11 protein-coding genes are annotated in these 13,347 nt (G+C 61.0%); 6 read left to right on the forward strand and 5 right to left on the reverse strand.

Features of this window, described 5'->3' with window-relative positions:
- Positions 1-138: 138 nt before the first annotated feature.
- Complete coding sequence (locus AC1D3C_RS16275) at positions 139-1,440, forward strand: MFS transporter (RefSeq protein WP_477483708.1); 1,302 nt, start codon at positions 139-141, stop codon at positions 1,438-1,440.
- Between the two features lie 290 nt (positions 1,441-1,730).
- Positions 1,731-3,410, forward strand: coding sequence for a Na/Pi cotransporter family protein (locus tag AC1D3C_RS16280; RefSeq protein WP_477483609.1), 1,680 nt, complete (start codon positions 1,731-1,733; stop codon positions 3,408-3,410).
- Here AC1D3C_RS16280 and AC1D3C_RS16285 read toward each other — a convergent pair.
- Positions 3,407-3,940 (reverse strand): NUDIX hydrolase, encoded by a 534-nt coding sequence (locus AC1D3C_RS16285; protein WP_477483709.1) that lies wholly within the window; start codon positions 3,938-3,940, stop codon positions 3,407-3,409. The genes AC1D3C_RS16280 and AC1D3C_RS16285 overlap by 4 nt on opposite strands.
- Before the next feature lie 95 nt (positions 3,941-4,035).
- Here AC1D3C_RS16285 and AC1D3C_RS16290 point away from each other — a divergent pair, with 95 nt between their 5' ends.
- Both AC1D3C_RS16290 and AC1D3C_RS16295 read left to right on the forward strand, forming a co-directional pair.
- Positions 4,036-4,680, forward strand: a complete 645-nt coding sequence (locus tag AC1D3C_RS16290) for a DUF47 family protein (RefSeq protein ID WP_477483610.1) — start codon at positions 4,036-4,038, stop codon at positions 4,678-4,680.
- Positions 4,680-5,684: an inorganic phosphate transporter gene (locus AC1D3C_RS16295; RefSeq protein ID WP_247034543.1), complete on the forward strand. Its 1,005-nt coding sequence runs from the start codon at positions 4,680-4,682 to the stop codon at positions 5,682-5,684. Before AC1D3C_RS16290 ends, AC1D3C_RS16295 begins: the two co-directional genes overlap by 1 nt.
- A 16-nt stretch (positions 5,685-5,700) precedes the next feature.
- Here the strand turns inward: AC1D3C_RS16295 and AC1D3C_RS16300 are convergent, their stop codons facing one another.
- On the reverse strand, positions 5,701-9,534 hold the full coding sequence (locus AC1D3C_RS16300; protein WP_477483611.1) for an ATP-binding protein: 3,834 nt from the start codon (positions 9,532-9,534) through the stop codon (positions 5,701-5,703).
- A gap of 357 nt (positions 9,535-9,891) precedes the next feature.
- On the opposite strand from AC1D3C_RS16300, the gene AC1D3C_RS16305 reads away from it, so the two are divergent.
- Both AC1D3C_RS16305 and AC1D3C_RS16310 read left to right on the forward strand, forming a co-directional pair.
- Positions 9,892-10,578 (forward strand): fumarylacetoacetate hydrolase family protein, encoded by a 687-nt coding sequence (locus AC1D3C_RS16305; RefSeq protein ID WP_038543229.1) that lies wholly within the window; start codon positions 9,892-9,894, stop codon positions 10,576-10,578.
- 25 nt (positions 10,579-10,603) lie between these two features.
- Entirely contained in the window at positions 10,604-11,131 is a 528-nt protein-coding gene (locus AC1D3C_RS16310; protein ID WP_477483612.1) for a gamma carbonic anhydrase family protein, read from the forward strand.
- Here the strand turns inward: AC1D3C_RS16310 and AC1D3C_RS16315 are convergent.
- From AC1D3C_RS16315 to AC1D3C_RS16325, 3 genes are read right to left on the reverse strand one after another with little or no spacing between them, the layout of a single operon-like run.
- On the reverse strand, positions 11,128-11,568 hold the full coding sequence (locus AC1D3C_RS16315; RefSeq protein ID WP_038549247.1) for a Fur family transcriptional regulator: 441 nt from the start codon (positions 11,566-11,568) through the stop codon (positions 11,128-11,130). The two genes, AC1D3C_RS16310 and AC1D3C_RS16315, sit on opposite strands and share 4 nt — an antisense overlap.
- Entirely contained in the window at positions 11,568-12,392 is an 825-nt protein-coding gene (gene znuB / locus AC1D3C_RS16320; RefSeq protein WP_477483710.1) for a zinc ABC transporter permease subunit ZnuB, read from the reverse strand. The genes AC1D3C_RS16315 and znuB overlap by 1 nt, the downstream gene beginning before the upstream one ends.
- Positions 12,385-13,296: an ATP-binding cassette domain-containing protein gene (locus AC1D3C_RS16325; protein ID WP_477483613.1), complete on the reverse strand. Its 912-nt coding sequence runs from the start codon at positions 13,294-13,296 to the stop codon at positions 12,385-12,387. Before AC1D3C_RS16325 ends, znuB begins: the two co-directional genes overlap by 8 nt.
- Positions 13,297-13,347: the final 51 nt, after the last annotated feature.

The raw sequence follows: 13,347 nt of genomic DNA on the forward strand, positions 1-13,347 counted from the left end.
TGCGTCTGGCGCAAACATGAGCCCGCGGATATCGATGAGGGAAGCTCAACGAACAGGTGTTTCCCCATGTCCGTAACCTCACCCGCAAACCTCGCCCACGATGGCTTGACGTCACCACGACGGTATCTGGCGGTCGCAGTGCTTTTGACGACGCTCGTGCTCGTCGTTCTGGACGGAGCGATCGCCAATGTCGCGCTGCCGTCGATCGCGGCCTCGCTCGGGGCCGATGCCAGCGACACCGTCTGGGTCGTATCGAGTTATCAGCTTGCCGTACTTGTCGCACTTCTGCCCTGTGGGGCATTGGGCGAAATCCATGGCCCGCGGCGCGTGTTCCTGATCGGCGTCGCTCTCTTCACGGTGGCTTCGGCAGCATGCGCCCTCGCCGGAAATCTTCCCGTTCTCGTGGCGTCTCGATTTGCGCAAGGGCTGGGTGCAGGCGCGATCATGGCCCTGGGCATGATGAACCTGCGCTTTGCCGTGCCGCACCGGCTGTTCGGAACCATTATCGGCCTCAATGCGATGATCATCGCGATTTCTTCCGCCGCAGGGCCAGGTGTTGCCGGAGCAATCCTTTCCGTCGCCAATTGGCCCTGGTTATTTGCCGTCAACGTGCCGCTGGGCCTCATCGTCCTTTTGTGCGGCGGCTTTCTGGGTCACCTGCCAGGCGTGAAGCGGCACCTGAATGCCGCCGTACTGGTCGCCAACACGCTGATGTTCATATTGTTCTTCTCCGGGGCGGAACGGATAGCCAGCGAACCGATCAGCGGCTCGATCCTGATCGTCGGTTCCATCCTTTGCCTTTGGGCGCTGCTGCGCCTTGAACGCAAGAACGAGACGCCGATCGTTCCGACCGACCTTTTGGCGACGCCAGCCTTCCGGCTTGCGATCATCGCATCGGTGTCCTGTTTTACCGGCCAGATGCTCAGCTATGTCGCGCTGCCGTTCTACCTTCAGCACACGCTACATATGACACCGGTGTTGGCGGGACTTTATATGATACCCTGGCCCGCTGCGACGATCCTCGCCGCGCCGATTTCAGGGTGGCTGGCCAATCGCGTCAAGACGGCGTGGCTTTGTGCTTCCGGTGGCGGGTTGTTGGCCGCAGGCCTCCTCATCGCCGGTCTCTCTCCTCCCGATCCAAGAGGAATTGCCTTTTTGGCCGGCACCGTCCTCGCCGGAATCGGTTTCGGCCTGTTCCAGACCCCGAATAACCGAAGCCTGCTTCTGTCCGCACCGAAAGCGCGCAGCGGTGCCGCGGGAGCCATGCAAGGCACGGCACGCCTACTTGGTCAAACCTTTGGCGGTATCTCCATGTCGATCATTTTCCAGACCATGCCCCTATCGAATGCGCCGAATATCGCGCTCGTTCTGGCCGGCATCTGCGCGATTGTCTCCGGCCTGGTCAGCCTGAGCCGCGTCCGCTTCGAGGTGGTCGAATAAGACGTCGCAGGCTTGCAAGTTCGGAAAATGGAGGCGGTGTCCTTTCAGAGGGATGCCGCCTCACGCGCCAATGACCGCAATAAACGAAGGCGGAAGATCGCCAATCAAAGGAATGCGTCGAGAACATCCGCAATTGGACGGTCCCGCGCGGCGCGAATCCCGATACGCACCGGTAGAATAGCCGGATCGGAGCCTTGAAAAAGCAACAGATCCCGGCGAGTGTATTAGCTGGCTAATATCTTGCGGCGCCAGTTCGACTTTCCATCCGGCTGATTATTCACGGAAATGCCATGCCCTTCATCATTGCGATCGTTACCCTTGCCGGACACATAGCGCTTCTTCTCTGGGGGACGCGGATGGTGCAGACGGGCATCCAGCGTGCTTTCGGGCCGAGCCTCCGGTCGTTTCTCGGTCGCGCATTGAACAATCGGATGAAAGCCTTTTTGTCCGGAATGGGCGTCACGGCAATTCTCCAGAGCAGCACGGCGACGGGGCTGATGGCATCGGGGTTCGCGGCCGAGGGGCWGGTTGCTCTTGTCCCGGCTCTTGCCGTCATGCTCGGCGCCAATGTCGGCAGCACGCTCATCGTCCAGGTTCTGTCCTTTGACGTCGCGGCCGCGTCGCCGGCCCTGATATTGCTCGGCGTCCTGATGTTCCGCCGCACGCAAAATCCGCAGGTCCATGATCTCGGCCGTGTGTTTATCGGCCTCGGCTTCATGCTGCTAGCCCTGCATCAACTGCTCGAAGTGCTGACCCAATATGCAGGCACACCGGCCTTCTCTGCGGTTCTTTCGGCCATATCGACTACCCCCCTCCTCAGCCTCCTGCTCGCGGCCGCACTGACCTGGGCAGCCCATTCGAGCGTTGCGGTGGTCCTGCTCGTCATGTCGCTTTCGGCCCAAGGGCTGATCGATCCCTATCAGGCTTTCGCGCTGACCCTCGGCGCCAATCTCGGGACGGCGATCAATCCGGTCGTTGAGGGACAGTCCGGCAACGATCTTTCGGCCAAGCGGCTTCCGATCGGCAACCTGATCATCCGGATCATGGGCGTTCTGACGGCGCTTGCACTCCTCTCCCCGATTACCTCTCTGATGATCCAGATCGAGAGCGACGGCGCTCGGTTGGTCGCCAATTTCCACACCGCCTTCAATCTCGTGGTCGCGGTCGTCTTCATGCCGCTCCTCACGCCCTTCGCAAACGCGCTCGTTCGGCTGATGCCGCAGCGGATCGACGAGAGCGATCCCGGCCAGCCGCGATATCTCGATCCATCCGCCAAGGAAACGCCGGTCGTGGCGCTGCAGGCGGCGGCGCGGGAAGTCCTGCGTCTGGTCGACGTGCTGGAGGAGATGCTGGCGGGAACGAAGTCCGCGCTGACGAGCACCGATCGCCGTGCCCTATCGCAGTTGCGAGAGAAGGACAATGTCCTCGACCGCCTGAATACCGCAGTCAAACGGTATCTCACGTCCATCGATCCCGAAGAGTTCAGCGACAGCGACCGGAGACGGCTTGACGAAATTCTGCTGTTCTCGACCGGCCTGGAACACGCGGGCGACGTCCTCGACCAGAACGTGCTTCCCCATCTTGCCAAAAGGTTGCGCCGAGGCATGACCTTCTCAAAGGAGGGGCAGCTTGAGCTCAACGGCCTGCTGGACCGTCTCTCCACCAATCTGCGCACCGCCGCCGCCCTTTTCATGTCTCAGGACGAGCGCGTCGCGCGCATGCTCGCCGATGAAAAGATCGTCTTCCGCCGGGCGGAACGCGATGGAACCAACGCTCATTTCAAGCGGCTGCGCAATGGCGATGTCGACACGGCGGAGAGCACCTCCCTGCACCTGGACCTGTTGCGGGATTTCAAGCAGATCAATTCGCATCTCGTTGCAGCCACGGCCTACCCGGTCCTGGAACGGCAAGGCGAACTGCTGCAGAGCAGGACCATCCACCAGAGCGCCGCCGACCCGGTTCAGAATTAGCCGCGATTGCGCTTCTTGCGGCCCTGCGGCTTAAATTCCACGAGCAGCGACTTCAATTCGATCTCGCGAACGCGTCGTGCCGCTTCGTCGGGGCTGACCCATTCGAGAACGCGTTGCCCCTGTTCCTTGAAGCCATTTCTGACCTCTGTGACTTCGATCTGGAACACGTCCACAATACACGGAGCCACATTGCCGTCGTCGAGTTCTTTCAGATAGGTATAGTGGCCGACCGGCTTCTTTTTCGCCACTCCGCTCACGCCCGCTTCCTCCCAGGCTTCGGTCGCCGCCGCTTCGAAGGGCTTTTTCCCCTTCATCGGCCAACCTTTCGGAATGATCCAGCGTCCGCTCTCACGCGACGTGATCACCAAGATTTCTATATCGGGCCCGTCCTTCCGATACCGAAAGCACAGAGCGCCATACTGTTGGCGAAACGCACCGGCGAACAGCCTGTCGGGAAAGATAGCAAGCTGCTTGAGCAGCGTCTGTGACTTGTCCGGCCGAGGCCTTGCGGCCTTCCTCGTAGATTTCATGTCGATCAAACTGTCGATTTTGCTTGTTGCTTCAATTGCCTGAGCGTGTTTATGACACATTTATGACAGTTAGCCGCATGGGAAGGTCGCATGGCATGATGAGTATTTTTCGTAAGCTGATGCCACGAGAAGACAAATTCTTCGAAATGTTTTCAAAGCATTCGAAGACCGTCGTCGCAGCGGCCCACGCGCTTGATCAGCTCCTCAAAGGCAATGAGGTTGAGAAAAACTGCGAACTGATCGTCACTTTGGAAAATGAGGCCGACGACATCACCCGGGACGTTCTTCTTGCTGTCCGGCGGAGCTTTATTACCCCCTTCGATCGCGGCGACATCAAGGATCTGATCCAGTCTATGGATGACGCGATCGACATGATGCACAAGACGGTCAAGACGATCCGGTTGTTCGAGCAGGCCGGCTTCGACCCGCTCATGCAGCAGATGGGTGGCGAAATCGTCAAGGCGGCAAACCTCATTTCGGAAGCGATCCCCCTTCTCGACAAGGTCGGCTCCAACGCCCAGCGTCTTGCAGCGATCGCCGAGGAGGTTACCCGCGTCGAAGGCCGGTCGGACGACCTTCATGACCAGGGTTTGAAGGACCTGTACCGACGTCACGGGGCGAGCGGCAACGCGATGTCCTACATGATCGGTAGCGAGATCTACGGCGAACTGGAAAAGGTCGTCGACCGTTTCGAGGATGTCGCCAACGAGATCAGCGGCATTGTCATCGAGAACGTTTGATGGATAGCTCTCTCGCCTTGCCACTTCTCTTCGGCCTGATCGCCGTCGCTCTGTTCTTCGATTTTCTCAATGGCCTTCATGACGCGGCCAATTCGATCGCGACGATCGTCTCGACCCGTGTCCTGCGACCGCAATATGCGGTTGCCTGGGCGGCCTTCTTCAATTTCATCGCTTTCCTTTTCTTCGGTCTGCATGTGGCGGAAACGCTCGGCACAGGCATCATCGACCCCGCGATCGTTTCGCCGCAGGTGATCTTCGCCGCCCTCATGGGAGCGATCATCTGGAATATTGTCACCTGGATATTCGGAATTCCGTCCAGTTCGTCGCATGCGCTTGTCGGCGGCCTGGTGGGAGCCGGCCTGGCAAAAGTTGGTTTCAGCTCGATTGTCTGGAGCGGTCTCGGGAAGACGGTCGGAGCGATTTTCCTATCGCCGGCCATCGGCTTCCTGCTTGCCTTGCTGCTTGTGCTCCTGATTTCCTGGCTCTTCGTCCGGCAAACGCCGTTCGCGGTGGATCGGACATTTCGCACGATGCAGTTCATCTCCGCTTCGCTTTACTCCCTCGGCCACGGCGGCAATGACGCACAGAAAACGATGGGCATCATCGCAGTGCTTCTGTTCAGCCAGGGATATCTCGGTTCCACGTTCTACGTGCCCTTCTGGGTGGTGATCTCCTGCCAGTCGGCAATGGCTCTCGGCACGCTCTTCGGGGGGTGGCGGATTGTCCACACCATGGGCTCGAAGATCACCAGGCTCAACCCGATGCAAGGTTTCTGCGCCGAGACTGGCGGAGCGCTGACACTGTTCGGAGCGACCTGGCTCGGCATTCCCGTCTCGACGACACATACGATCACCGGAGCGATCGTCGGCGTGGGCGCGGCGCGGCGGGTCTCGGCGGTACGTTGGGGGCTCGCCGGCAACATCGTGATCGCCTGGATCGTGACGATGCCGGCAACTGCAGCGATATCGGCGGCGTTCTACAGCCTCGCGAACCTGCTGCAATAATCGCACCTGGCCCGCGTTATTCGCGGGCATCCGGGATCGTTGCCCGAAGAGCCTCCGAAAGCTGCCGCAGACTGTAGGGTTTTGGCAAAATCTCCACGCCTTCCGCGGTCGCAGCGCTCTTGAGCACGTCCGCATAACCCGATGTGAGCAGGATCGGCAGTTTTGGATGCCTTTGCTTGACCTCCTTGGCGAGATCGACACCATTGATGCCGCCAGGCATCATGATGTCGGAAAACATCAAGTCCGGCTCGGCATCGGACGCGAGCACGCTCAACGCGGCGGCGGCCCCATCGACGCGGGTTACGGAATAGCCAAGTTGGTCGAGCATGTCGTTGACCAGCATAGCGACGCTGTCGTCGTCTTCCACGACCAGGATTTTTCCGGCGACGCTCCTGTCGGCGTCCCCCTGGGCTCGGGACGAATGGTTGCCGGTCGCCTCCAATGACGCTTCGATCGACCGGGGAAGCCAGAGGTCTACAGCTGTTCCGACGCCCGGTTCGCTGTTGATCTCGACCGATCCGCCGGAGGCCTCGACGAAACCATAAACTTGCGCAAGACCCAATCCCGATCCCTTGCCGATGTCCTTCGTGGTGAAAAACGGTTCGAACACCCGCTTGAGAACCTCGGGCTGCATTCCCATCCCGCTATCGGCAACGGTGATCTTCACCACGTCGCCCCTTTGACCCGACGCATCGACGACTGAGTTGGACGCGCTGATGATGATCGTCCCGCCATCTGGCATCGCATCGCGCGCATTGACGCAAAGGTTCAGGAGGACGAGCTCGAGTTCGGCCGGATCGGCCTGTACCGGCCACACCCCCGTATCGACGTCGACGTCGATACTGATGTCTCCGCTGAGGGTCCGGTCGAGAAGTTCGCGCATCTCGGAAATCTGGTGGCGAAGATCGATCGGCTGCGGTTTCAATGGCTGCCGCCGGGCAAAGGTCAGCAATTGCCTGGTGAGCGACGCTCCGCGATTGACCGCCTGTAGCATGCCGCTTTTGATGCGCTCCCGCCGCGCCGGATCGTCGCGTTTGTCGAGGACATCCAATCCACCGGAGATCACCATCAGGAGGTTGTTGAAATCATGCGCGACCCCGCCGGTGAGCTGGCCGATCACTTCCATCTTCTGGGCCTGGCGCAGCGTTTCCTGCGTTTTTCTCAACTCGTCGTCGCGTCTTCTCTGCTCGGTGACGTCACGGGCGCTGGAATAGAGCTTGTCGTCGACGATGACAGCCACCCAGGAGAGCCAGCGATGGTCACCCTCGCGGGTCCGGCATCGGTTTTCGAAGTGAAGCACGGGCATGCCGCTTTGCGCCGCCTGAAACGCAGTTTCGCTGGCGACGACGTCGTCCGGATGAAGGAGCGCCCGCAACGGCGTGCCCAGGAGCTCCTCCTCTTTCAAACCAAGGGTCTTCTCCCAGGCGGGATTGGTCTTTTCGAATAGGCCGGTCTGAAAATCGATCACCGACAGCAGCTCCGGGCTATATTTCCACGTCCGTCCCCGCTCGCGCGAATGTTCCAGAACGCGGCGCTCCAGATCCGCATTAAGCTCTTCCAGGCGCGCAGCGTTTTCCTTCAGAAGCGCCTCGCGCCGATCGCGCGACAGCCTGATAGATGCCGAAATGCGCCCGACCAGTTCTCGAGCCGAAAAGGGCTTCACAAGATAATCATCGGCACCGGCGCGCATCCCCTCCAGCCTTGCCTCTTCGCCGGCTCGGGCGGAAAGGAGGATGAGGGGCAGATCCCGGAGATCGTCGTCGGCCCGTATCCTCGACAGCAGGCCAAATCCGTCGAGCCCCGGCATCATGACGTCGGAAACGATGAGGTCCGGCCGTCTGAGGCGTGCGGCGTTAAGCGCCGCCTCGCCATCAGCCGCCGTCTCGACCGTAAAGCCGGATGTCGACAGCAGCCGCTCCACATAGGCACGCATATCGGCATTGTCGTCCGCCAGAAGGACATGCCCCGTCGGAGCGAGCGTTTCGGCCATCTCCCTGCTCGCAGCTGGCAATATCGAAGCGGCCCCCGTGGCATCGCCCGCCGCAAGCCATGACATCGCTTCGTCGACGAAAGCCTGGCGTCTACCGGTATTGCTCTCGACCGGCTGGGACATTCGCATCTGCTCCGAAGGGATGTGCGCCTTTCCGAACGGTATCGAGATCGAGAAGGACGTGCCTTCGCCAAGCCGGCTTTCGGCTCGGATTTCCCCGCCCTGGAGATGCACCAGTTCCTGCACCAGCGCGAGCCCGATGCCGGAGCCCTCGAATGACCTTCCTTTGGCGCCCTCGATGCGGTGAAAACGCTCGAACAGGCGCGGCAACTCCTCGGCCGCAATCCCCGTACCGGTGTCGCGTATTTCGATTTCGGCCCGTTCCCCGTCGTCCGACAACCTCACGCTGATGCGTATCTCGCCCTCGAACGTGAATTTGAACGCGTTGGAAAGCAGGTTCAGGACGATCTTTTCCCACAGATCCCGGTCGAGATAGACCGGCTGGGGCAAGTCCGCGACTTCGATAACCAATCTCAGCCCGGCTTGTTCGATCGCGGATCGGAAATTCGATGCCAGTTCTGCGGTCAGGCTGCCGATATCGATTGGTTCGAAGGAGGCCTGCACACGCTGCGCCTCGATCCTCGAAAAGTCCAAGAGCGTATTGACCAGTTTCAACAGCCGTTGACCATTGCGCTGGGCAACAACAATTCGCTGCCTGTCATCGACAGAAAGCCCGTCCGGCTGCTGAAGCACGTYGGCGAGCGGCCCCAGCATCAGCGTCAACGGTGTACGGAACTCATGGCTGACGTTCGAAAAGAACATGGTCTTGCTGCGATCGATTTCCGCCAGCGCTTCGGCCCGCCGCCGCTCGTCGGTACGTGCCCGCACTGCGCTGACCGCGGCGGAAATAGCGGTCGCAAGCAGTTCGTAGAAGCCCATATAGCTATCGTCGAAAGGCAGGCGTGGCGAGGCGCCGGCCACCACGAAGACCGGAGGCAGATCCAGGCCGGGGACGGCGATGGGAAGAAGGAGCGCCCGATCGGGAGGCTCATCATAAGGCCCCGCACCCTCGAAGAATTCGGAAAGACCGTTGACCCCCAGAGGGCCGCCTGTCGCCAGTGCCCTTTCCATCGGCCATGGGGCATTCGAGTGCGCGTCGATTGTGGCCATCGATGCGATACGTCGAGACGGCAGACCATACTGCGCTGCAAGCCCATAACTGCTCCCATCCGAAGACAAATGGTAGAGAAGAACAAGCGGCAGATCGAATTCGAACTGTGCAAGGACTTCAACGACGCGTCGCGACAGGTCGTCCATGTCTTCCGCCAAAGCCAGACTGGCGTTCAAATCCCGGAGTGCGCGGGTTCGCCGTTCCGACAGCATGGTCGCCGTCGTCTCCGTCACCGGATGGAACAAGCCGCCGATCTCGCCGGTCTCGTCCCGGATCGGCGAAAGCGAGAAGGTAAAGAACGTTTCCTCAAGATAGCCGTTGCGGGTCAGAAACATCCGCTGGTTTTCGAGGAATGACGTATCTCCCTGGCGCGCCTGACGAAATGGCTCGCCGATCGCCGGCCAGGCGCTTGACCAGGTGACGCTGTAATCCTCCCCGAGCGCGCGGGGATGAGCCGAGCCGCACACGGTGCGATACCCGTCGTTGTAGATCTGGGTGTTTTCGGCGCCCCAGATCACGTTGATCGGAAAATTCGAGGCGAGACAAAGACTAACGGTTGTCCTGAGGCTTTGAGGCCATCGACCGATCGGCCCCAGCGGTGTGTCGCTCCAGTCCTTTGTTCGGACGAGCTCGGCCATTTCGCCACCGCCCGCCAGGAAGTCGCCGGTGAGTATCTGCTGTGTCGACAACCAGTTAGCCCCATTCTGGCACCGGCTCGGGAACCTGACGCTCGATACAATGAGCCCCGCAGCTCAGCCGTTGTAATATCCAACTGTGTTCGTGAGGCCCGCTTGGATGCCGCGGATCCGGGGCACTATTATTGACGAGTTTGGCCGCCGAAAGACCCGGCCGGTTTATTCAACGAATCACTGAAATAATCTAGCATGAACTATCAAGGGTTGAAATTGCGCTTCACCAAACCTCCCTCCGCCGGGCGCAACCTTTTCCTGCGGTCTTGAAAAAGTGCTAGGATTAATCGGCGAATTGGGAGACAAAGGGCACCGTCTTTATCGACCCGTGCCCACAGTTTTCTCAGGATGTCTTCCATGCTCGCGACCGTGATCCCCATGCCCGAAACCGTTCTTCTGCCGGTCGAGGGAGTGGCGGAGCGCTTTCCGGTGCGCCGGGTCTATTGCGTCGGACGCAACTATGCCGACCACGCGATCGAGATGGGCGGCGACCCGACCCGCGAGCCGCCGTTCTTTTTCCAGAAGAATGCCGACAACATCTATAACGGCGAGACCTTCCCCTACCCGCCGCTCTCCTCCAGCGTCCACCACGAAGTGGAACTGGTCGTGGCGCTGTCCGGCGGCGGTGCCGATATTTCGGTCGGAGACGCGCTGTCCAACGTCTACGGGTATGCCGTCGGCATCGACTTCACCCGCCGCGACCTGCAGGATGTCGCCAAGAAGATGAGCCGTCCGTGGGAGGCCGCCAAGGCCTTCGAGAAATCGGCCCCCGTCTCCGCCCTCGTCCCGGCCGAAAAGATCGGTCATCCGCAAGCAGGCGCGGTCTGGCTCGACGTCAACGGCGCGCGAAAACAGTCCGGCGACCTCAATCAGCTGATCTGGAAACTGCCGGAGATCATCGCCGAACTGTCGAAACTGTTCGTCCTCGCCCCCGGCGACGTGATCATGACCGGCACGCCGGCGGGCGTCGGCGCCGTGGTGCGCGGCGACAGGGTTACCTGTGGCATCGACGGCGTCGGAACGCTGTCGCTGACAGTCGCCTGACAAAACCGCGACGGAAGGGAAAACCATGCCGATCTATGCACTCGGAGAATTCGAGCCGAAAACGCCCGGCCCCGACCGTTTCTGGCTGGCGCCGGATGCGACCATCATCGGCAAGGTCGAACTCGGCGAGGATGTCGGCATCTGGTTCGGCTCGGTGCTGCGCGGCGACAACGAGCCGATCATCGTCGGCAAAGGCTCGAACATTCAGGAAGGCGTGATGATCCATACCGATCCGCGCTATCCGGTAACGATCGGCGAAAACTGCACGATCGGCCACCACGCGATCATCCATGGCTGCGTGATCGGCGACAACTCATTGGTCGGCATGGGTGCTACGATCCTGAACGGCGCCAAAATCGGCAGGAACTGCCTGGTCGGTGCCAATGCGCTGGTCACCGAAGGCAAGGAGTTCCCCGACAATTCCCTGATCGTCGGCTCGCCGGCAAAGGTGATGCGGGTGCTCGATGACGAGGCGGTCGAGAAGCTGAAACAGTCGGCGGTCCGCTACGTCGCCAACTGGAAGCGGTTCGCCCGCGACCTTCGGCTTCTTTAGGCGGCGCAGGCGCCGCACAGCCCGCGGATCTCAATGGTCGTCTTGGCAGGCTTGAAGTTTTTGCTCTTTGCCCAGTCGCTTAAGCGATGATCGACCTCGTGGTCGTGAAATTCCGAGACATGGCCGCAGCTTTCGCAGATCGCAAATGCGACCGTGCCGTGCCCATGACCATGCCCCTTGCCGCAGCATTCGCTTTCCGGATGGGCGCAGGCGACGAAGGCGTTGAGGCTTTCGAGCCGATGCACCATGCCGAATTCCAAAAGCTTGTCGAGCGCCCGGTAGACCTGCAGCGGCGCACGAAACCCGTGGTCGCGCAGCCGGTCGAGGATCGTATAGGCGCTCATCGGCGCATCGGCGCGGTCGAGAACATCGAAGACGAGCGACTGGTTCTTGGTCAGCGCCGGAGCGGATGTCGGTGTCGAAACTGGTGCGTTCATTATCGCACTCCTTGGTTGCCAGCCTTTTCGGCCGTGTTTTTACCCGCTGCGGGAAGCAGGCTTACAATGAAAAGTAAGAGCGCCGCGACCACAATGGAAGGGCCGGACGGCGTATCGTAGTGCAGCGAGCCGAACAGGCCGCCGACCACGGCGAGCGCACCGATCAGCGAGGCGAGCACCGCCATCAGCTCCGGGCTTGCCGAGAACCGCCGCGCAGTTGCGGCCGGAATGATCAGAAGCGCGGTGATCAGCATGATGCCGACGATCTTCATCGCGATCGCGATCACCAGCGCCATCAAAAGCATGAAGAGCATCCGCGTCTGCGCCGGCTTCATACCCTCAGCTTCCGCCACATCCTCACTGACCGTGGACGCGATCAGCGGCCGCCAGAGCCAGACGAGCGCCGCCAGCACCAGCACGCCGCCGCCCCAGATCAGCGCGATATCTGTGCGCGTCACGGCCAGGATATCGCCGAACAGGAAGGCGATAAGGTCGATCCGCACCGAGGTCATGAACGCGACGAGCACGAGGCCGATCGCCAAAGCTGAATGAGAGAGAATGCCAAGCAGTGCATCCGCCGACAGCGACTGCCGTCGCTGCAGCGCCAGAAGCAGCAGCGACACGACGACCGCGACGCCGAAGACCGCGACCAGCAGGTTGATCTGGAAGAACAGCGACAGCGCCACGCCGAGCAGAGCCGAATGCGCCATCGTATCGCCGAAATAGGCCATCCGCCGCCAGACGACGAAACAGCCGAGCGGCCCGGCCGTCAATGCGACGCCGATGCCGGCGACGAGCGCGCGGGTGAAGAAGTCGTCAAACACGGCCCTCTCCCTTCGCCTCGGCATGATCGCCGTGATGGTGGCCGCCATGATGGTCATGGTCGGAATGGTCGTGATCATGCCCATCCTGATCATGATGCCCATCATCGGGATGGCAGTGGTCGGTGACCGAACCGTCGCCATGCATCACCCGGCCGTCCGGCAGATGGGTGTGATCGTGGTGATGGCTGTAGACCGCGAGCGAACGCGAATTGCCAAAGAGTTTCAGGTAATCGGCGCTCTGGCTCACCACTTCCGGTGTGCCGCGGCAGCAGACATGGCCGTTGAGGCAGATGACGGTGTCGGTGCCGGCCATCACCATATGCAGGTCGTGCGAGATCATCAGGATACCACAGCCGGTCGTCGTCCGGATCGAGCGGATCAGGTCGTAAAGCGCGCTCTCGCCGGCAAAATCGACGCCCTGCACCGGCTCGTCGAGCACCATCAGATCCGGCTTACGAGCGATCGCCCGGGCCAGCAGCGCCCGCTGGAATTCGCCGCCGGACAGATGCCGGACCTCGGCGTCGATGAGATGGGAGATGCCGGTCGAGGCCAGCGCCGCCAGAAGATCGGTGTCATCAAGCGGGCCGGTCAGCCGCATCAGCCGACGCACGGAAAGCGGCATCGTCCAGTCGATCGCCAGTTTCTGCGGCACATACCCGACGCGCAGGCCGGGCAATCTCGCGACCGATCCTTCGTCCGGGCGCAGCACACCGATCGCAAGTTTCGCTGTCGTCGACTTGCCGGCACCATTCGGACCGATCAGCGTGACCACCTCGCCGCGCCGGATCGAGAAATCGACGCCTCGCACCAGCCAACGGCCATCCCGGCGAATGCCGGCATTGGCAAGCGAGACGAGCTTGCTTTTTTCGGTTTTGGGCGCGCGAGGCCGATTGGACATCAGCATGTTTTTCCGGATTCCCTGTTGTCAGTGGCTATGACACACGTTATAGCATAA

Source organism: Neorhizobium sp. P1_A6 (genome assembly GCF_056406795.1).

Coding starts and splice junctions, on each gene's coding strand:
- AC1D3C_RS16295 (WP_247034543.1), top strand. CDS start 4,680: ATGGATAGCTCTCTCGCCTTGCCACTTCTCTTCGGCCTGATCGCCGTC.
- AC1D3C_RS16315 (WP_038549247.1), bottom strand. CDS start 11,568: ATGAACGCACCAGTTTCGACACCGACATCCGCTCCGGCGCTGACCAAG.
- AC1D3C_RS16290 (WP_477483610.1), top strand. CDS start 4,036: ATGATGAGTATTTTTCGTAAGCTGATGCCACGAGAAGACAAATTCTTC.
- AC1D3C_RS16305 (WP_038543229.1), top strand. CDS start 9,892: ATGCTCGCGACCGTGATCCCCATGCCCGAAACCGTTCTTCTGCCGGTC.
- AC1D3C_RS16285 (WP_477483709.1), bottom strand. CDS start 3,940: ATGAAATCTACGAGGAAGGCCGCAAGGCCTCGGCCGGACAAGTCACAG.
- AC1D3C_RS16325 (WP_477483613.1), bottom strand. CDS start 13,296: ATGCTGATGTCCAATCGGCCTCGCGCGCCCAAAACCGAAAAAAGCAAG.
- AC1D3C_RS16310 (WP_477483612.1), top strand. CDS start 10,604: ATGCCGATCTATGCACTCGGAGAATTCGAGCCGAAAACGCCCGGCCCC.